The sequence below is a fragment of the Bradyrhizobium daqingense genome (genome assembly GCF_021044685.1).
Lineage (GTDB): Bacteria > Pseudomonadota > Alphaproteobacteria > Rhizobiales > Xanthobacteraceae > Bradyrhizobium > Bradyrhizobium daqingense.
This window is the reverse complement of the sequence record NZ_CP088014.1, coordinates 261,316-280,762: the sequence shown is the minus strand read 5'-3', so window position 1 is coordinate 280,762 and position 19,447 is coordinate 261,316. Positions and strand designations below refer to the sequence as shown.

19 protein-coding genes are annotated in these 19,447 nt (G+C 64.9%); 10 read left to right on the top strand and 9 right to left on the bottom strand.

The annotated features are described in order from the left end of the window. Positions 1-155: 155 nt before the first annotated feature. The 5 genes from LPJ38_RS01295 to LPJ38_RS01275 all read right to left on the bottom strand — a co-directional run bounded on the left by LPJ38_RS01295 (position 156) and on the right by LPJ38_RS01275 (position 2,773). Positions 156-641, bottom strand: a complete 486-nt coding sequence (locus LPJ38_RS01295; protein WP_060737270.1) for a F0F1 ATP synthase subunit B family protein — start codon at positions 639-641, stop codon at positions 156-158. 5 nt (positions 642-646) lie between these two features. Beyond that, positions 647-1,207: a F0F1 ATP synthase subunit B gene (locus LPJ38_RS01290; protein ID WP_145630692.1), complete on the bottom strand. Its 561-nt coding sequence runs from the start codon at positions 1,205-1,207 to the stop codon at positions 647-649. A gap of 60 nt (positions 1,208-1,267) precedes the next feature. Beyond that, positions 1,268-1,498 (bottom strand): F0F1 ATP synthase subunit C, encoded by a 231-nt coding sequence (locus LPJ38_RS01285; RefSeq protein ID WP_008541273.1) that lies wholly within the window; start codon positions 1,496-1,498, stop codon positions 1,268-1,270. Between the two features lie 52 nt (positions 1,499-1,550). Beyond that, positions 1,551-2,300 (bottom strand): F0F1 ATP synthase subunit A, encoded by a 750-nt coding sequence (locus tag LPJ38_RS01280; protein WP_060737269.1) that lies wholly within the window; start codon positions 2,298-2,300, stop codon positions 1,551-1,553. 98 nt (positions 2,301-2,398) lie between these two features. Then, positions 2,399-2,773 (bottom strand): AtpZ/AtpI family protein, encoded by a 375-nt coding sequence (locus LPJ38_RS01275; RefSeq protein ID WP_145630693.1) that lies wholly within the window; start codon positions 2,771-2,773, stop codon positions 2,399-2,401. 351 nt (positions 2,774-3,124) lie between these two features. Here LPJ38_RS01275 and LPJ38_RS01270 point away from each other — a divergent pair, with 351 nt between their 5' ends. Beyond that, the gene (locus tag LPJ38_RS01270; protein WP_145630694.1) at positions 3,125-3,646 is read left to right on the top strand and encodes a hypothetical protein; all 522 of its coding nucleotides are present in this window, start codon (positions 3,125-3,127) and stop codon (positions 3,644-3,646) included. Between the two features lie 114 nt (positions 3,647-3,760). Next, complete coding sequence (locus tag LPJ38_RS01265) at positions 3,761-4,234, top strand: secondary thiamine-phosphate synthase enzyme YjbQ (RefSeq protein ID WP_167520375.1); 474 nt, start codon at positions 3,761-3,763, stop codon at positions 4,232-4,234. Between the two features lie 67 nt (positions 4,235-4,301). Here the strand turns inward: LPJ38_RS01265 and LPJ38_RS01260 are convergent, their stop codons facing one another. Next, on the bottom strand, positions 4,302-5,927 hold the full coding sequence (locus LPJ38_RS01260) for an MFS transporter (RefSeq protein ID WP_208750523.1): 1,626 nt from the start codon (positions 5,925-5,927) through the stop codon (positions 4,302-4,304). Positions 5,928-6,272: 345 nt separating this feature from the next. Here LPJ38_RS01260 and LPJ38_RS01255 point away from each other — a divergent pair, with 345 nt between their 5' ends. Further along, a complete protein-coding gene (locus LPJ38_RS01255) occupies positions 6,273-6,944 on the top strand; it encodes a response regulator (RefSeq protein ID WP_145630697.1) in 672 nt (223 codons plus the stop codon). Positions 6,945-6,950: 6 nt separating this feature from the next. Here LPJ38_RS01255 and LPJ38_RS01250 read toward each other — a convergent pair whose 3' ends face one another. Further along, positions 6,951-9,791: an ATP-binding protein gene (locus tag LPJ38_RS01250; RefSeq protein ID WP_145630698.1), complete on the bottom strand. Its 2,841-nt coding sequence runs from the start codon at positions 9,789-9,791 to the stop codon at positions 6,951-6,953. Between the two features lie 198 nt (positions 9,792-9,989). On the opposite strand from LPJ38_RS01250, the gene LPJ38_RS01245 reads away from it, so the two are divergent. The 4 genes from LPJ38_RS01245 to LPJ38_RS01230 all read left to right on the top strand — a co-directional run bounded on the left by LPJ38_RS01245 (position 9,990) and on the right by LPJ38_RS01230 (position 12,940). Continuing rightward, the gene (locus LPJ38_RS01245; protein ID WP_145630699.1) at positions 9,990-10,409 is read left to right on the top strand and encodes an organic hydroperoxide resistance protein; all 420 of its coding nucleotides are present in this window, start codon (positions 9,990-9,992) and stop codon (positions 10,407-10,409) included. Between the two features lie 33 nt (positions 10,410-10,442). Continuing rightward, positions 10,443-11,471, top strand: a complete 1,029-nt coding sequence (locus LPJ38_RS01240) for an alpha/beta fold hydrolase (protein ID WP_145630700.1) — start codon at positions 10,443-10,445, stop codon at positions 11,469-11,471. Positions 11,472-11,543: 72 nt separating this feature from the next. Further along, the gene (locus LPJ38_RS01235; protein ID WP_145630701.1) at positions 11,544-12,098 is read left to right on the top strand and encodes a cytochrome P460 family protein; all 555 of its coding nucleotides are present in this window, start codon (positions 11,544-11,546) and stop codon (positions 12,096-12,098) included. Positions 12,099-12,118: 20 nt separating this feature from the next. Next, positions 12,119-12,940: an SDR family NAD(P)-dependent oxidoreductase gene (locus tag LPJ38_RS01230; RefSeq protein ID WP_145630702.1), complete on the top strand. Its 822-nt coding sequence runs from the start codon at positions 12,119-12,121 to the stop codon at positions 12,938-12,940. Between the two features lie 10 nt (positions 12,941-12,950). Here LPJ38_RS01230 and LPJ38_RS01225 read toward each other — a convergent pair whose 3' ends face one another. Then, the gene (locus LPJ38_RS01225) at positions 12,951-16,460 is read right to left on the bottom strand and encodes a PAS domain-containing hybrid sensor histidine kinase/response regulator (protein WP_145630703.1); all 3,510 of its coding nucleotides are present in this window, start codon (positions 16,458-16,460) and stop codon (positions 12,951-12,953) included. Positions 16,461-16,670: 210 nt separating this feature from the next. On the opposite strand from LPJ38_RS01225, the gene LPJ38_RS01220 reads away from it, so the two are divergent. Then, the gene (locus LPJ38_RS01220; protein ID WP_145630704.1) at positions 16,671-16,973 is read left to right on the top strand and encodes a hypothetical protein; all 303 of its coding nucleotides are present in this window, start codon (positions 16,671-16,673) and stop codon (positions 16,971-16,973) included. Continuing rightward, positions 16,970-17,392 (top strand): PIN domain-containing protein, encoded by a 423-nt coding sequence (locus LPJ38_RS01215; RefSeq protein WP_145630705.1) that lies wholly within the window; start codon positions 16,970-16,972, stop codon positions 17,390-17,392. Before LPJ38_RS01220 ends, LPJ38_RS01215 begins: the two co-directional genes overlap by 4 nt. 47 nt (positions 17,393-17,439) lie before the next feature. Here the strand turns inward: LPJ38_RS01215 and hemA are convergent, their stop codons facing one another. Beyond that, positions 17,440-18,669, bottom strand: coding sequence for a 5-aminolevulinate synthase (hemA, locus tag LPJ38_RS01210; RefSeq protein WP_145630706.1), 1,230 nt, complete (start codon positions 18,667-18,669; stop codon positions 17,440-17,442). A 303-nt stretch (positions 18,670-18,972) separates the two neighbouring features. On the opposite strand from hemA, the gene aroQ reads away from it, so the two are divergent. Further along, a complete protein-coding gene (gene aroQ, locus LPJ38_RS01205) occupies positions 18,973-19,404 on the top strand; it encodes a type II 3-dehydroquinate dehydratase (protein WP_145630707.1) in 432 nt (143 codons plus the stop codon). The last annotated feature ends 43 nt before the right edge of the window (positions 19,405-19,447 follow it).

Here is a 19,447-nt window from a genome sequence, read left to right as displayed (position 1 = left end):
CGCAGAGCCGGGGCCCAGGAGTCGCGGATGCGTGGGTCCCGGCTCTGCGGCGCGTCATTTCATGCCGCATCGCGTCCGGGACACGAGAGTTTTTCAGCCCAACAAAAAAGCCGGCGCTCATCGCACCGGCTTTTTGATTGATGAAGGCAGAACCCTCAGTTCAGCTTCTGCCTGACTTCGTTGATGCCCTTGGCGAGCAGGTCGTCGGCGACCTGGCCCTTGACCGACTGCGACAGGATCGTCGAGGCGGCCTGGACGGCAGCCTCCGCAGCGGCGGCACGGACATCGGCCAGCGCCTGGGCCTCGGCGAGCGCGATCTTGCTCTCCGCCGTCTTGGTCCGGCGGGCGACGAAGTCTTCCATCTTCGCCCTGGCCTCTGCTGCGATGCGCTCCGCTTCGGCGTTGGCGTTGGCGATGATGTCGGCGGCCTCGCGCTCGGCGCTGGCGGTACGCACCTTGTAGTCGGCCAGCACCTTGGCTGCCTCCTGCTTGAGGCGCGCCGCCTCGTCCAGCTCGGCCTTGATGCGAGCGGCACGATGATCGAGTGCCGACATCGCCGTCTTGAACACCCCGACATAGCCGAAGATCACCATCAGGATCACGAAGGCGACGGCGACCCAAAACTCAGGTGTGAAGAACATCTCGACTAACCCTTCAAGGACGCGTCAACGGCGGCATTGATCGAGGCCGCATCCGGAACGACGCCCGTGAGCTGCTGAACGATGGTGCCGGCCGCATCGGCCGCGATGCCGCGCACGTTGCTCATGGCCGTCGTGCGGGTCGAGGCGATGGTCTTCTCGGCCTCAGCGAGCTTGGCGGCCAATTGCTCTTCCAGCGCCTTGCGTTCGGCTTCCGCCTGCGCATTCGCCTTCTCGCGGGATTCGTTGCCGATCGCCTGCGCACGCGTGCGCGCCGACGCGAGCTCGCCTTCATAGGCTTTCAGCGCCGCCTCGGACTGATCCTTCAGCTTCTGCGCTTCGGCGAGGTCACCCTCGATCTTGTTCTGACGCGCCTCGATTGCACCGCCGACACGCGGCAGCGCGAACCGGGAGACGATCAGATACAGCGCGACGAAGGCGATCGCGAGCGACACCAGCTGCGAAGCAAAGGTGCTGCTCTCGAACGGCGGAAAGCCACCGCCGTGGTGACCGCCATCGGCCTCCGTGTGAGCGCCGGTAGCCTTGGCGCCGCCATGACTTTCAGCCATGGAGTTCTCCTGTTGCTGTCAGACGCGCCGCCTCCGACCGGGAAGCGGCGCGGAACGCGTTCAGAGCGGGACGAACAGCAGCAGCAGAGCGATCAGCAGCGAGAAGATGCCGAGCGCTTCGGTCACGGCGAAGCCGAAAATCAGGTTGCCGAACTGGCCCTGGGCAGCTGCCGGGTTGCGCATGGCTGCTGACAGATAGTTGCCGAAGATGAAGGCCACGCCGATGCCGGCGCCGCCCATGCCGATGCACGCGATGCCCGCGCCGAGAAACTTAGCTGCTTGCGGATCCATTTTTGACTCCTTCGAAGAAAGACAGGTGTGGGTGGAAAAGCACCCGGATCACTCAGTGTCCAGGGTGAATGGCGTCGTTGAGGTAGATACAGGTCAAGATCGCAAACACATAGGCTTGCAGGAACGCGACCAGCAGTTCGAGCGCGGTGAGCGCGACGGCGAGCGCCAGCGGCATGACGCCGCCGATCCAGCCGACCACGCCAAGAGACGCACCGAGCATGGCGACGAAGCCGGCGAACACCTTCAGCGCAATGTGGCCCGCCAGCATGTTCGCGAACAGTCGAACGCTGTGCGAGACCGGTCGCAGGAAGAACGACAGCACCTCGATAGCCATGACCAGTGGCAGGATGTAGCCCGGCACGCCCGAGGGCACGAATACTTTCAAGAACTTCAGGCCGTTCTTGTAGAGGCCGTAGATCAGGACCGTGAAGAACACCAGCAGCGCGAGCGCCGCCGTGACGATGAGGTGGCTCGTCACGGTGAACGTGTAGGGGACGATGCCCACGAGGTTCGAGACGCAGATGAACATGAACAGCGAGAAGATCAGCGGGAAGAACCGCATGCCATCCGCTCCGGCCGTGCTCCGGATCATGCTGGCTACGAACTCATAGGAGAGCTCGGCCACCGACTGCAGTCGCCCGGGAACCAGCTGCCTGCCGCTGGTGAGCAGGAGCAGCGCAATGATCCCCACCGCGACGAACATGTAGAGAGAGGCATTGGTGAAGGCGATCGTGTGATCGCCGATACGGCCGATCGTGAAGAGCGGTTCGACGTTGAACTGGTGGATCGGGTCGATTTTCATCCGCGCGGCATCTCTCGTCTGCTGAACCAGCCGACCGGTCAAGATCGGTCGGCCAGCTGTGCCGGCGAGCGGCACGACAGTTAACCTGGCTAGGCCAATTACGAACCACCACGCTTGTTCGGACCCGCGCCTGCCGTTCTCACCACATTCACCACGCCGGCGACGAAGCCCAGCAGCAGGAACGCGATAAATCCGAAAGGCGACGTCGACAGCAAGTGGTCGAACCCCCAGCCAATCCCCGCTCCGACAGCGACACCGGCGATCAACTCAGAGGATAGCCGGAAACCAAGCGCCATCGCCGATGCTCTGGCCGCTCCGTCTCCACCGTCACCTGTGGGTTGCTCGGCCTTGATTCGGCGGTCGCGAAATTCGGACAACCTCTGATCAAGACTTCCGAGCCGTTCGGAAAGCGCAGCTTCCTCGGACGATCTATCGCGATCTCCATTCTCGCCGTGTCCCGTGCCCTGTGTCATGCAACGAAGACCCGAAACGCCGCGGCTGAATGGAAATTACGCCCGCCACCCTCAAAAGCCGCGCGGACCATACTGATGGCTTATAATCAAGTCAAGCCAAGTCACGATTTGTCGCTTTCTCGTATGTAACTGATTTATTTGACATTATTGGCGAGCACAGCAGCGCTGCACACAGCGTGACGCCGCACCGCAGCAGATGTCTGCATGAGGATGCAGCCGCCATTTGCCGCGCTGGCGGGATCAAAGGGACCCTCGCCATCGTTGATCCCGGATAATGCGTTTTGGGCGACTGATTCCGCGGCGGGGTGTAGAATTGCGGAAAGTGCCACCGGCGCGTCGACGGAGAGCGCGATGAGACCTGAGACGTCATCCACAACATCATGGCTCGCGGCCGCGACATTCGCCGGGGTGATCGTCCTCAGCGGCGGCTTCGTCGCCGCGCAATCCGCCCCAGACGGCGAAAACGGCCGTTACAGCATGACGCCGATCCCCGAGGGCGTGTTGCGGCTCGACACCCGCACCGGCACGGTGTCGACCTGCACCCGAAACGGCGCCGGCTGGGCCTGCTATGCGGTACCTGACGAGCGGTCCGCGCTCGACGCCGAGATCGGCAGGCTGCAGGCCGAGGTCGAGAAGCTGAAGGGCCAACTCGCGGCCGGGCCGACCGTGTCGGGCAAGGTCGACGAGCCGATGCCGAAATCCGATCCCCTCAAGAAGCCGGCGCCGAAGATCGCCGAGGGCGAGCGCAGGATCGAGATTCCGTTGCCGAGCGACCAGGATATCGACCGCGCGATGTCGTTCCTGGAACGGGCCTGGCGCCGGCTGATCGACATGGCCAACCGTGTGCAGAAGGACGTGTCGGGGAAGATTTGAGAGAACTCTCTCCAAGTCGTGCTGGCGAAAGCCAGGATCCATAAGCGGTGACTGATGCGTGTTTCTCGATGCCAGTTGTCACCCTACGGCAGTGTTCTTCAGTCGAGGCTTTCGATGACATCAGGCAAATCCGTCACGCGCTCGGCGCCATCGTCCGTGCAAGCCACCACCATCGCATCGTCGCTGCTCACCGTGCAGACGCCGGGCCGCGGCTTCATCGATCTTACCGGCGAGGCAGCCAAGTTCGTCAATGAAGCCCACGCCCGAGACGGCGCGCTGACACTGTTCATCCGCCACACCTCGGCCTCTCTGACGATCCAGGAGAACGCCGATCCTTCGGTGCTCGTCGATCTCACCACGGCGTTGTCCCGCCTCGCGCCGGAGAGCGCCGGATGGACGCATGACAGCGAAGGGCCGGATGACATGCCCGGGCACATCAAGACGATGTTGACGCAGACCTCGCTTCAGGTCCCGGTCCTGAACGGCAAGCTCGCGCTGGGGACCTGGCAGGCGATCTATCTGATCGAGCATCGTGCTCGTCCGCATCGTCGCGAGATCGTGCTGCAATTCATCGGCAGCAATCGGTGACCGCATAAATGAAACCGGCCGCGGAGACCGCGGCCGGTTCGTATCGGTTTGAGATCGGTGCCGTCGATCAGTTCGCCTTGATGTCGACGTCCTTGGTTTCCGGCAGGAACAGGGCGCCGATCACCACGGTGATCGAGGCGAAGATGATCGGGTACCAGAGGCCGGCATAGATGTCGCCGGTCGAGGCCACGATGGCGAAGGCGGTCGCCGGCAGGAGGCCGCCAAACCAGCCGTTGCCGATGTGGTAGGGCAGCGACATCGAGGTGTAGCGGATGCGGGTCGGGAACAGTTCGACCAGCATCGCGGCGATCGGGCCGTACACCATGGTGACGAACAGCACCAGGACGAACAGCAGTCCGATGATCGCGGCCACCTGCGGACGGAAGACGTCGAACGGATGCGACATCTTCACGATGCCGGCGTCACCTGCCTTCGGGTAGCCAGCTGCCTGCACCGCGGCGAGGACGGCCGGGTTGCTGTCCTTGGCGTTGGCGTAGGGCACTTCCTTGCCGTTGACCATCACCTTCACGCCGGAGCCGGCCGGACCAGGCGTGGTCGAATATTTGACCGACGACTGGGACAGGTAGGCACGTGCGGTGTCGCAAGGCGCGGTGAAGACGCGGGTGCCGACCGGGTTGAACAGATCGCCGCAGCCCGCGGGATCGGCCACGACCTCGACCTTGACCGACTCGATGGCCTTCTCCAACGCCGGGTTGGCGTTGGTGGTGATCATCTTGAAGATCGGGAAGAAGGTGAGAGCCGCGATCAGACAGCCGCCGAGGATGATCGGCTTGCGGCCGATCTTGTCGGAGAGCATGCCGAACACGATGAAGAAGCCGGTGCCGAGCAGCAGCGACCATGCAATCAGGAGGTTGGCGGTATAGCCGTCGACCTTCAGGATCGATTGCAGGAAGAACAGCGCGTAGAACTGGCCGGTGTACCAGACCACGCCCTGGCCCATCACGCCGCCGAGGAGGGCGAGCAGCACGAGCTTGCCGTTCTGCCAGTTGCCGAAGGCTTCCGTCAGCGGCGCCTTCGAGCCCTTGCCCTCTTCTTTCATCTTCTGGAAGATCGGCGATTCGTTAAGGCGGAGCCGGATCCAGACCGAGATGCCGAGCAGCAGCACCGAGACGAGGAACGGAATACGCCAGCCCCACGCTGCGAAGTCGGCCTCACCGAGCGCGGTGCGGGTGAACAGGATCACCAGCAGCGACAGGAATAGGCCTAGGGTTGCCGTGGTCTGGATGAAGGAGGTGTAGAAGCCGCGCTTGCCGTTCGGCGCATGCTCCGCGACGTAGGTCGCTGCACCGCCATATTCGCCGCCGAGCGCCAGACCCTGGGCGAGGCGCAGCACGATCAGGATGATCGGGGCAGCGATGCCGATGGTCGCCGCGTTGGGCAACAGGCCGACGATGAAGGTCGACAGGCCCATGATCAGGATGGTGACGAGGAAGGTGTATTTGCGGCCGACGATGTCGCCGACACGGCCGAACACGATCGCGCCGAACGGACGCACCAGGAAGCCGGCGGCAAACGCCAGCAGCGCGAAGATGTCGCGGGTTGCCGGCGGATAGGCCGAGAAGAACTGTGCGCCGATGATGCCGGCCAGCGAGCCGTAGAGGTAGAAGTCGTACCACTCGAAGACGGTACCGAGCGAGGAGGCGAGAATGACGAACCGTTCGTCCTTCGTCATCCCTCCCGTGCTCGTCTGAGATACAGCCACTGTCGACATGTTGAGTCGCTCCCCAAAAAAAATGCGTTTCCCTCGCGCCCCAGACGTCCGGACGTGCCGGATCAACCCAGGTCTTGGCGACAAGGTAACATCGCCGTGAAACCCGCCCCAATACGACTTTCGGCCTTGCGCACTGACGCGCACCCGGCGCTCCGGAAGTGGGGCCCGGTCCACAATCCGCGACGCCGGGGATTAACCCCTTTGCAGCAAAGGGATAATGTGCACTTGCATGCCACGGCCGCTCGGGGAAGAATTGAGGTCTGCCGGTCTGTGGCCGGCCCCGGCGTGAACGACAGCAAGAGAACGATGAACGCTCCTTCCACCCATCTCGTCATCGCCGATGACCATCCCCTGTTTCGCGACGCGCTGCGGCAGGCGGTGGCTGGCGTCCTGACCGCGGCCAGAATCGACGAGGCCGGCTCGTTCGAGGATCTGACCAAGCTGCTGGAACAGACCCCCGACGTCGATCTGGTCCTGCTCGACCTCTCGATGCCCGGGATTTCCGGCTTTTCCGGCCTGATCTATCTGCGGGCGCAATATCCGGCGATTCCGGTCGTGATCGTCTCGGCGTCCGACGACATTGCGACGATCCGCCGCTCGCTCGATTTCGGCGCCTCCGGCTTCATCCCGAAGCGTTTCGGCGTCGAGACCCTGCGCGATGCCATCCTCAAGGTGATGGAAGGCGACGTCTGGGTTCCCGCCGACACCGATCTGTCGGCCGCAGCCGACCCCGACATGACGCGCCTGCGCGACCGCCTGGTGACGCTGACGCCGCAACAGGTCCGGGTCCTGATGATGCTGTCGGAGGGTCTGCTCAACAAGCAGATCGCCTACGAGCTCGGCGTCTCCGAGGCCACCATCAAGGCACACGTCTCGGCCATCCTGCAAAAGCTCGGCGTCGAGAGCCGCACCCAGGCCGTGATCGCCGCCGCGAAAATCGCCGGCGGCCAGTGGAAGCAGGGCACGCCGACGGGGTGAGAGGCGCTACAGCATCATCAGAAGCGCGTTGGCCGCGCCGATATCCGCCGTGTCGGAGCCTTCGGAAAAACCTTCGAGTGCTGATTGCAGCGATCGCTTCGCTTCCTCGCGCTGTCCGCGTTGAGCAAATAGCGCGGCGAGACCGATTGCGGCCCGCAGCTCCCAGGCTTTTGCGCCTTGGCGGCGGCTCAATTCCAGGGACTGCATGAAACGGGCTTCGGCCTGATCGGCCCCGGGCTCTGGCAGCGACAACAGGATTCGGCCCTTCATCCGCAGCAGCTCGGGCATGTAGAGATGATCGCCGCTTCTCTCGACGAGGCGGATCGCGTCGTCGATCAGGCCTGCGCTCTGCTCGGTCTGTCCGAGTGCCAGCAAGCCCTGCACCATCGCGATGTTGAAGGTCGTGGTGAGCAGCTCGTAACCGGAATCGTGGAGCTCGCGCAGGCAGGACTTGATCGTCTCGACGCCATCAGCGGCCTCGCCCCGCCGGATTGCCAGCTCGCCTTTGACGCCTCGGCCGACCGCAAGATACGGGCCCATCGAGCGCGCCTCGGCAAGCGCGATGAATCGGTCGATGCTCTCCTCAGCTCCGTCGAGGTCACCGTCCCAGAGATCGATCGACACCGCCCAGATCAATGCGATGCAAAGCGTGATCGGATGATCCATCTGCGCGGCCTCAGCGACCGTCTGCCGCGCCAGCCGCCGCGCATCTGCCGGCCGGCCCTGCAACCAAAGTTCGCGTGCGAGCGAGATGCCGGCCCGGTTGCGATGGTCGAAGCCGTAGACCGTGCTGATCCGTTCCGTGCCGGGCCCTCGCCAGGCGGCCTCCAGCATCGTCAGCGCGTCGCGATGCTCGCCGGCCAGGTGCAACGAGACGCCCAGAAGCGAATGGGCGAGCGCAGCCGAGGCCGCGTCGCCGAGGGCCTCGGCAACGATGAGGCTCTGCTGGGCATAGCCGAGCGCGGCGTCGAATTCGCCCATCCGCTCGTGGAAGATGTGCATGCGGCCGAGCAGCTGGAGCTGGTTCGGTGCGTCGCCACGCGCTTCGGCGATCGCAAGGCTCCGGCTCAGGGCGGCGCGCGCCGCTTCGCTGCCGCCGCGCGTGAACATCAAGGTGAGGCCGAGGGCCGCCTGGATGTGCATCTCCTCGGCACTCCCCTGCGAGGAGGGGCCGATCGCACGCAGCGCCCGTTCCGACCAGCGCCGGCATTCGGTCAACAGCGACATTGCGAGGAAGATCGGTGCCGCCGCAGCGGCGAGCGCGATGCCGATCTTGATGTCGCCGCCCGTGCCGAAGCACCAGTCCAGCGCGGCGCGCACGTTGTGAAGGGCGGAGAAGTGCACCGCCCGCTCGTCGGCGCCCGGCACCGTCGCCCATGTCGAGCCGGCCTGCTCCAGCCATTGCCGGTAATAGGTGGCGTGACGGGCGGCGAGCGCCGCGTCATCGGGCGCGATCTCGAGCAAATAGGCGCGCGTGGTGTCGAGCAGCCGGTAGCGCATCATGGCGCCGATCGGCCGTGGCGCGACCATGGACTTGGCGACGAGGCTGTCGATGGCGTCGAACAAATGGGAGCGGTCGACGCGATCGTCCGGCACAACCTCGAGCGCGGCGTCGATGGTGAAGTGGCCGGCGAACACCGCAAGCCGTCGCAGCACGAGGCGCTCGGTGTCGGACAGGAGCCCGTAGCTCCAGTCCAGCGTCGCCTGCAATGTCTTCTGTCGCGGCGGCGCGGTGCGCTGTCCCTGCCAGAGCAGATTGAGCCGCTCGTCGAGCAGCGTCGCCGTCTGCTTCAGGCCATAGGCTTCGACCCGGCCGGCGGCGAGCTCGATCGCCAGGGCCATGCCGTCGAGCTTGCGGCAGATTCTCGCGATGATTGCGGCATTGGCATCGTCGAGCGCGATCTGCGCGCCGCTCGCCGTGGCACGTTCGAGGAAGAGTTGAAGTGCAGGATAGGTCCGCGCCGCAGCGACGGTCAGCCCGGACTCATCAGGCGGAACGGCGAGCGGCGCCAACCGATAGACCTGCTCGCCCTCGACGCGCAACGCCTCGCGGCTCGTCGCCAGGATATGGACATGCGGCGCGGCCTGGAAGATCGCCGCAGCGAGCGGCGCCACGGTGGCGATGACATGCTCGCAATTGTCGAGGATCAGCAGCATCTTCTTGTCCCTGACATGCGCGAGCAGCGCGGGCAGGGGATCGTCGGTCTGCGCCGGCAGGCCCAGCATCAGCAGGATCGAGGTGATCACGAGATCGGGATCGCTGAGCGCGGCAAGATCGACAAAGTGCGCCGCGTCAGCGAAGGTTCCGAGCAGGTCGTGTGCGATCGCGATGGCGACGGCGGTCTTGCCGACGCCGCCGGGGCCGACAATCGTGACGAAGCGCGAGGTGATGAGCTTGTCGGACACGACGGCGATCGCATCGTCGCGCCCGACCATCCGTTGCAGCCGGTTCGGCAGCTTCACCGGCGGCAGGTCGAGCTGTGGTGCCGGGCGCTGTTCTGGCGGCATGGCCACGTGCGAGATCGGCGCGACGAAGCAATAGCCGCGGCCGGACAGCGTGGTGATGTAGCGTGCACCGTCCTTGCCGTCGCCGAGGACTTTGCGAAGCGCTGCGATGTGAAAGCGCAAGCTGGCTTCTTCGACGGTCAGGCCCGGCCACACCTGCGCCATCAGATCCCATTTGCTGACCACCTCGTTCGGCCGCGACATCAGGGCGATCAGCATGTCGAAGGCTTTTGCACCGAGCGGTAGCGCAACGCCGTCACGCGTGATCAGCCTTTCATACGGCGTCACAATGAATGGCCCGAACGATAGGGTTCCCGTCGCAGGCCGGGCGGCTTCAGTCATCACGAAATCCTGATCCTCTCAGCAGACCCGATAGCGAGAGGGCTGCGATCCGGCAAGACGTCGCTCCGCATCGGCATTAGACCGTGGAAGCAGGCCTTGTGAGGCGCGCGAACCGAAGCCTCACAACTTCTCACAACTCCCAACGGGTGTCCTGCGGCAGCCGCTGCTAGCCAGTTACGCAACGGAAAGGACAGCCTCATGACGCAAGCGGCAAAATTGCTCTACACTGCCAGGACCCACACCAGCGGCGGCCGGCACGACGGCACATCGCGCAGCTCCGATGGCCGTCTGGATGTCAAATTGTCGCCGCCGGGCGGGGCAGGCATCGGCACCAATCCCGAGCAATTGTTCGCAGCCGGCTGGTCGGCGTGCTTCGAAGGCGCCATGGAGATCGCGGCGCGCAAGCGGAAGATCGATCTCCCCAGGAAATGCGCGATCGATGCGGAGATCGATCTTGTGCTCGACGATGGTGCCTATTCGCTGAGAGCGCGCCTCAATGTCAGTCTCCCGGGTCTCGACCCCGAGATCGCGCGCGGCATCATCGAGGAAGCGCATCAAACCTGTCCCTACTCCAAGGCCGTCCGCGGCAACATCGACGTCACGGTCGCACTGATCTGACGCGCCTCATCACCATCAATAAGGACTGACAGCATGAACCAGATCATCGACCAGCACCGCCGCAATTTCTTTGGCGTCGCCGCGGGCACCGTCGCCATGGGTCTCGGCGTGATCGACCTCGCCCGTGCCGAGACGGGAGCACCGCGGTCCTCCATATCGAATGCATCCTTTGGCGCGATCAAGCAGATCGAGGCGGGCGTCCTCAATGTCGGCTATGCCGAGGCGGGTCCCTCGAACGGTCCCGTGGCCATCCTGCTGCATGGCTGGCCCTACGACATCCACGCCTTCGTGGACGTCGCGCCGATCCTGGCAAAGGCCGGATATCGCGTGATCATCCCTTACCTGCGCGGCTACGGCAGCACGCATTTCCTCTCCGGCGAGACCCCGCGCAACGGCGAGCCTGCCGCCATGGCCGCCGACATCATCGCGCTGATGGACAAGCTCGACATCAAGAAGGCCGTCGTCGCCGGCTTCGACTGGGGCGCGCGCACCGCAGACATCATCGCTGCACTATGGCCGGATCGCTGCCGGGCATTGGTTTCGGTCAGCGGATATCTGATCTCGAGCCAGGCCGCGGGCAACGCGCCGCTGCCGCCGTCGGCCGAGCTGCAATGGTGGTATCAATTCTATTTCGCCACCGAGCGCGGCCGGGCCGGATACGAGAAGTACACGCATGATTTCGCCAAGCTGATCTGGAAGCTCGCCTCGCCGCAGTGGAAGTTCGACGACGCCACTTTCAATCGAAGCGCCGCGGCACTCGATAACAAGGACCATGTCGCGATCACGATCCACAATTATCGCTGGCGGTTAGGGCTCGCTCAGGGCGAGGCGAAATACGACCATCTCGAAAAGAAGCTCGCGGCGGCTCCCGTCATCGAGGTGCCGACGATCACGATGGAGGGCGACGCCAACGGCGCCCCGCATCCCGATCCGAGCGCCTATGCCAAGAAGTTCTCCGGACGATACGAATTTCGCCTGATCACCGGCGGCATCGGCCACAATCTGCCGCAGGAAGCGCCGGACGCCTTCGCCAAGGCCGTCATCGACGCCAATGGCGCCTGATCACCTGCCAGCACCTCGGTCCAGCCAGGCTGGACCGAGCATCGCCCGTTGCAACCCGCTTGATGAGACGTCATGACGCCCGCTGAACCTGAGACAAAGAAATCTCCTTACGTCACGATGATCGTGCTCGCCGCGATCCTGATCGTCGTGCTCCTGACCTGTGTGCCGTATCTCGTCACGATCGCTTCTGCGGAGGGCCGCGCGACGGCCGACGCCTCGCCGATCTTCGGCGTCACGATTCCTCCCGGCTACAAGCAGTGGGAGCTGATCGCGCCGGCCGAAGAGGCGGCGCCGCTCGACGAGCTTCGTGCCGTGATCGGCAACCAGACTGCGATCGATGCGTATCAAGCCGGCAAGCTTCCGTTCCCTGATGGTACCATCCTGGTCAAGCGCGCCTGGAAGCGGAAACAGTCGCCGGAGTTCGCGTCCGCGACGATTCCCGGTGCCGCCACCACCGTCCAGGTGATGGTGAAAGATTCCAAGAAATATGCGGCGACAGGCGGCTGGGGCTTCGGTCGCTTCATCAACGGCAAGCCGGTGGACGAGGCCCAGCACCGCACCTGCTTCGCGTGCCATGAAGCGCGCGCCAAGGCACGCGATTACGTGTTCACGCGGCTCGCGCCTTGAGGCCGTCAGGAGACTGTCTCATGAAGACATGGTTCGTCAGCGGCGCCTCACGTGGGCTCGGTCGTGCCATCGTGGAAGCCGCACTTGCGGCGGGGGACCGCGTGCTCGCCTCGGCGCGGCACCCAAAGCCGCTCGAACCGTTGCTTGCGAGCTTCGGCGGAACGCTCAGGCTTGCAACGCTCGACGTGACCGATGAGGCGGCAGCGCATGCGGCGGTCGGCCTCGCCGTAGAGACGTTCGGCGGCGTCGATGTCGTCGTGAACAATGCCGGTTACGGCGATCTCGGGTCGGTCGAGGACACCAGCCTGGACTCGTTCCGGCGGCAGATCGAGGCCAATTTGATCGGCACCATCATCGTCACCAAGGCGGCGATCCCGGTGCTGCGTCGGCAGCGCAGCGGGCATATCGTGCAGGTCTCGTCCGTCGGCGGCCGGATCGGTGCCCCGGCACGCGCGGCTTATTCAGCCGCCAAATGGGGAATCGAAGGCTTTTCGGAATCCCTGGCGCGCGAAATGGCGTTGATCGGCGTGCACGTGACGATCGTCGAGCCAGGCGGTTTCCGCACCGGCTTTGCCCAGGCCGCGCACGCCACGGACGAAGGACGCCCGGAATACGATGCGGTCGTCGGCTCAGCGGTCAGGATGCAGCGCGATTACGATGGCCGCCAGCCCGGCGACCCGGCCAAGGCTGCGGCCGTCGTGCTGAAGCTTGCGGACATGGATCGCCCGCCTTTGCGGATCGCGCTCGGTAGCGATGCCGTGAACGCCATCGCCGCGACGGATCGGCTTCGTCTCGAAGAGCTCGAGACGTGGCGTACGCTCAGCATCTCGACAGACTACTGACCCGCGCGTCTCACTCCGCCGCCACCATCTGCTGCGTGCGCCACTGGCCGAGCAGGGCGCGGAGCGAGGCTGGCTTCACCGGCTTGTTGAGCACGGCAACCTTCTCGTCGCGCGCCGCAATCTGCACGGCGGGGCTACGGTCGGCGGTGATCAGGATCGCGGGGATGCCGTCGCCGAAACGGCGGCGGATCTCGCGGATCGCCGCGATGCCGTTGCCGCGGTCGAGGTGATAATCGACCAGGAGACCGGTGACGCGGCGGCCGGCTGCTTCGATTGCGGCGATCGCGCCTTCGGGATCGGCGACCGCGATGACCTCGGCATCCCAGGCCTTCAGCAGCGTGCGCATGCCGTCGAGGATCGCCGCATCGTTCTCGATGCAGACGATCAGCGCGCCCGAGATCGGCGTGCGCGCCAGCGGCGTCGCGCTGGTCACGGCCGCGGTGTGGGTGACCGCCTTCGCCGTCGGCACCGTCACGGAGAACACCGAGCCGCCGCTTCTATTGCCGTCGATCGCGATGCCATGCTTGAGCACCCGCGCCAGCCGCTCGACGATCGAGAGCCCGAGGCCGAGACCGCGGGCGATTCGCGCGCCCTGCTCGAGGCGGTGGAATTCCTTGAAGATCTCGCCGCGCTTGACCGGGGGGATGCCGACGCCGGTGTCGTAGACGCAGATCTTCAGCGACGGACCCTGGCGGCGACAACCGACCAAAACGCGCCCGCGCGGGGTGTATTTGATCGCGTTGGAGATCAGGTTCTGGAGCAGGCGCCGCAGCAGCAGCCGGTCCGACTCGACCGGGAGCGAGCAGGGCACGAAGGTCAACTCCAGGCCCTTGGCGCGCGCAATCGGCGCGAACTCGATCTCCAGCGAGCGCATCAGATCAGCCATCTTGAAGCTCGTGATCGAGGTCGTCATCGCGCCGGCGTCGAGCCTGGAGATATCGAGCAGCGCGCCCAGGATCTCCTCGATCGCCTGCAGCGACTCGTCGATATTCTCGACCAGCCGCGTCTCCTCGCCATTGTGCTGGCGCTCGACGAGGCTGGTGACGTAGAGCCGCGCCGCGTTCAAGGGCTGCAGAATGTCGTGGCTGGCGGCGGCGAGGAAGCGTGTCTTGGAAATGCTGGCATCCTCCGCCGTGCTCTTGGCCCGAGCCAGCTCCGAATTCAGCCGCGTCAGTTCCTCGGTGCGGTCGCGGACGCGCTTTTCCAGCGTCGCGTTGGCACGCTCCAGCGCTTCCGCGGCCTCGAATGTCGGGGTGACGTCCGTGAAGGTGATGACAAAGCCGCCGCCGGGCATGTGGTTGGTGAGCACCTCGATCACCATGTGGCGATCCGGCAGGCGTTCGAGATAGGGCTCGCTATCGGTGGTGTAGGCGGCGAGCCGCCGCTCCAGCATGGACTCGCGCTCGACCGGGTCGTCCGGGTCGGCGACGCCGATGAACTCCAGGATCTCGCGAAGCGGCGTGCCGAACTGGACGAAGTGCGGGGGAACGTTGAGAAGGTCGCCGAACTGCCGGTTGGAGCAGATCAGCTGCAGATCGGCATCGAACACCGCGATGCCCTGGCGCACGTGATTGAGGGCGGTCTGGAGGATCTCGCGGTTGAAGTGCAGCGCCGCATGGGAATCGTCGAGCAGCTTCAGCGCGGCCTTCGCCGAGACCGTCCGCTTGCGCAGCAGCAGCGACATCACGAGCCGTGAGGAGGCCGCGCCGATCGAGGAGGCGATCAGGTGCTCGGCGTGCTGCAACAGCTCGAAATCGGCGGGCGCTCCGGGCTCGAGCCGGACGTTGCGCCGCGCCGAGAACGCCTCGAACGAATGCCGCGCGCGCTCGGGCCCGAGATATTGCGCCACCGTGGTCTGGATGTCCTGCACGGTGACGGTGGTGCGCCAGCGGCGGAAGCTCGGCGTGATCGGCGCGAGTGTGTTGGGCACGAACAGGTCGGCCTGCACGAGCTCGATGGAAGACGGCCGGCGTGCCAGCGACAGGAACACATAGGTGAGGATATTGAGCGACAGCGACCAGATGACGCCGTGCATCAGCGGCGGCAGGTCGGCGCCGAACAGCGCCTGCGGCCGCAGCGCCTCGATCCCGAACGGGCCGTGCTGAAGCCACAGGATGCCTGACGTCGAAGCGTCCATGAAGCTCGGCAAGAACAGCGTGTAGAACCACACCAGGAAGCCGACCAGCATGCCGCCGATCGCGCCCCGCGCGGTCGCGCGCCGCCACAAAAGTCCGCCGAAGAAGCTCGGTGCGAGCTGGGCGATGGCGGCAAAGGACAACAGGCCGATTGCCGCGAGCTGGGTGTTGCCGAGGGCGCGGTAGTAGAAATACGCCATCACCATGATGGCGAAGATCGCAAGCCGCCGCGAGCGCAGCAGGAAATCGCTGAAATCGGCGCCGCCGGTGCGACCTTCCGGGCGCCGTTGCAGCACCAGGGGCACCACGAGGTCGTTCGAGACCATGATGGAGAGCGCGACGCATTCGACGATCACCATGGCGGTCGCGGCCGACAGCCCGCCCACGAAGACCACGACACTAAGCAGGTCCGCGCCGAACTCGATCGGCAGGGCGAGCACGTACATGTCGGGGTCGGCGGCGCCGAACGGGAAGGTGACGAGACCGGCCAGCGCGATCGGGATCACGAACACGTTGATGGCGACGAGATAGAGCGGGAACAGCCAGCGCGCGCGGCCGACCTCGGCATCGGACGAATTCTCCACCACGCTGACATGGAATTGGCGCGGCAGCAGCATGATCGCGCACAGCGACAGCAGCGTCATGGTCAGGAAGTTGCCGATCGACGGCGAGTAGTTGATGGCGCGCACCGCCTCCGGCGTCTTCATCGCGCGCTCGATCAATTCCTGCGGCGAGAACATCCAGAAGGTGACGAAGATGCCGGCGGCGAGGAAGGCGACCAGCTTGACGATGGATTCAGTCGCGACCGCCAGCATCAGGCCGTGCTGGTGCTCGGTGGCATCGGTCTGGCGGGTGCCGAACAGCACCGCGAAGGCCGCCATCGCCAGCGTCACCATCAGCGCCATGTCGCCGAGGATCGGGATATGGGAGAAGGCCTGGTCTTCGCTCAGGATCGTTCCGAGCGAGGAGGCCACCGCCTTGAGCTGGAGCGCGATGTAGGGCACCGAGCCGATGATGGCGATCAGCGCTACGGTCGCCGCCACCGCCTGGCTCTTGCCGTAGCGCGCGCCGATGAAATCGGCGATCGAGGTGATGTTGTGGGCCTTGGCCAGCTGGATCACGCGCCGGAGCACGCCGGCGCCGAGCCCGATCATCAGGATGGGGCCGACATAGATCGCCAGGAAGTCGGTCGAGGTGCGGGTGGCGAAGCCCACCGAGCCGAAGAAGGTCCAGGAGGTGCAGTAGATCGCCAGCGACAGCGGGTAGATCAGTCCGGACGCACGGCCGGGGCCGGCCAGCGAGCGGCGGTCGCCGTGGCTCGCCACCAGGAACAGAAAGCCGATGTAGCCGAAGGCGGCGGCGATCACGCCCCAATCGTGCAGCATTGTGGGGACCTCCCCAATGCGCGGCAGCCCGCGCCAATGTTCTTGTTCTTATGAACTTAGCCTCTCCCCGCGCAGCAAGCGACAGCGATTTTGCGGCTGAAGTCGCAGCTTGGATCGTCGTTAATGTCGCGAAGCCTGACTCCGAGCCTTGCCATTCCCACGTACTCTGGATATATTACTGGATATATCCGTCAAAGCCATGGAGACCAGATGGGCAGCAGGTCGCAGAAGCGCGCGATCAAGAACTACCGATCGCGTCTCCGGACACGCGGAATGGCGCGGTTCGAGGTGATGGGTCTCGACGGCGATCGCGATCTCATCCGGTCGCTTGCGCGGCGGCTGGCGGAGGAGGGGCCGGAGGCCTCTCGGTTGAGGGACGTGGTCACCCAGACCATGTCGGGCGAGCCGCCCAGGAAGGGCGGCATTCTCCAGGCGCTCCGCCGTTCTCCGCTTGTCGGCGCCGATATCGCGGCTGCTCGTGCGTTTGAACCGGGACGAAAGATCGAGCTGTGACGCGCTATCTGCTCGACACCAACATCATCAGCAACGTCACGCGACCCGTGCCTTCGGAAGGCCTGCTTGTCTGGTTGGGCGAGCAGGCCGACGAGGATCTTTTCATTGCATCACTCACCCTCGCCGAAATCCGGCGCGGCATTCTGGAAATGCCGTCGGGCCGCAGGCGCGACCGCCTCGATGCCTGGTTTTCTGGCCCGGAAGGACCCGGCTCACTCTTTGCCGGTCGCGTTCTGCCGTTCGACGGCAGAGCGGGCCTGGTGTGGGCGCGACTCATGGCCGAGGGTACGGCGAAAGGGCGCCCTCGCAGCGCGCTCGATACAATCATCGCGGCCGTCGCGGAAGCTCACGACTGCATCGTCGTGACCGACAACGAGAAGGATTTTCCCGATACCGAGATATTCAATCCGCTTCGATAATGGGAGCCGGAAAGTCGGCTCTCGCCCGACCGGTCAAAATCGACGCTCTACTCCGCCGCCAGCGACTTCTGGCGCAGCGGCAGGCCGAGACGATCCCAGACTTGCAGCAGGGCCTCGGCGAGCTGATCGATCAGGCCGTCGTCGTGATAGGGCGAGGGCGTGATGCGCAGCCGTTCGGTGCCCTTGGCGACGGTCGGATAGTTGATCGGCTGGATGTAGATGCCGTGCTCCTCGAGCAGCAGGTCGGAGGCCTGCTTGCACTTTTCGGGATCGCCGACGAACAGCGGCACGATATGGGTGTCGCTCGACATCACCGGCAGGCCGGCCGCATCGAGGATCGCCTTGACCCGGGCGGCGCGGTCCTGGTGGCGCTCACGCTCCCAGTTCGAGGTCTTCAGATGCTTGATCGCGGCGGTCGCGGCCGAGCAGATCGCCGGTGGCAGCGCGGTGGTGAAGATGAAGCCCGGCGCATAGGAGCGCACGGCGTCGATGATCTGACCGTTGCCGGCGATGTAGCCGCCGAGGCAGCCGAACGCCTTGGCCAGCGTTCCCTCGAGGATGTCGATGCGGTGCATGACGCCGTCACGCTCGGCGATGCCGCCGCCGCGCGGGCCATACATGCCGACGGCATGGACCTCGTCGACATAGGTCATCGCACCATATTTCTCGGCGAGGTCGCAGATCCTGGCGAGCGGCGCGACGTCGCCGTCCATCGAGTAAAGGCTCTCGCAGGCGATCAGCTTCGGTCGGTTCGCACCCGCAGCCTTCAGCTTGACTTCAAGATCGGCAAGATCATTGTGGCGGAACACGACCCGTTCGCAGCCGGACTGCCGGATGCCTTCGATCATCGAATTGTGGTTGAGCTCGTCCGACAGGATCAGGCAGTTCGGAATGAGTTTGGCGATGGTGGCGATGCCGGTCTGGTTCGAGACATAGCCCGACGTGAACAGCAGCGCGGCCTCCTTGCCGTGGAGGTCGGCGAGCTCGGCCTCGAGCTGGACCAGCGGATGATGCGTGCCGGCGATGTTGCGGGTGCCGCCGGCGCCGGTGCCGACCCGGGTTGCGGTCTCGACCATGGCGCCGACCACCTTCGGGTGCTGGCCCATGCCGAGATAATCGTTGGAGCACCAGATCACGACGTCTCGCCGGCCCTTGGGCGAATGCCAGACCGCATGCGGGAACCGGCCGGCCGTGCGCTCGAGATCGGCGAACACGCGGTAGCGCCGCTCGGTGTGGAGACGGTCGAGGGCGGAATTGAAGAACTGGTTGTAATCCATCGGCAAAACCTGCAGCGGAACCCGGCCCAAGGCGGCCGTTCATTTTTTAGAGCTTTTCCAGCTCCGATGTCTATGCGCCTGCGCACATTTGGGCCGAGGCGGGCGTGCCAATTGATAACGCCGGTCCGGCGGCGATTGTTGATGTGGATCAACCGCCTAACACGGCCTGCGGGGGGACCGGCGTTTCCCGGGGGCAGGGGCCACCGTGGACATTTTGTCCATGGCGCGGCTGTCGTCCATGATCGCAGCGCCGGTCGCACCGACGCGGTCCAGATGAAAGCCGACATGTGAAAGGAAGCTCCGATGCAACGCGTGATGATCCTGAACGGTCCCAACCTCAACATGCTCGGCATCCGCGAGCCGCACATCTACGGCACCACGACGCTGGCGCAGATCAATGCGAGCTGCGAGGAAGCCGCCGCGAAGCTCGGGCTCAAGCTCGCCTTCCACCAGTCCAACCACGAAGGCGTGCTGGTCGATCTGATTCAATCGGCGCGGCAGGATGCCGACGCCGTCATCATCAATCCGGCCGGCTTTTCCTTCACCTCGGTGGCGATCATGGACGCGATCAAGACGTTCGAAGGCCCGATGCTGGAAGTCCACATCTCCAACATCCATGCCCGCGACGAATATCACCGCCACTCGAAGATCTCGTTCGTGGCGACCGGCGTGATCTGTGGCCTCGGGCCGTTCGGCTACATCGCGGCGCTGCACGCCATCGCGAACATGAAGTGAGGCCGTAGCCGCAAACTCGTCATGCCCGGGTTTGTCCCACGGC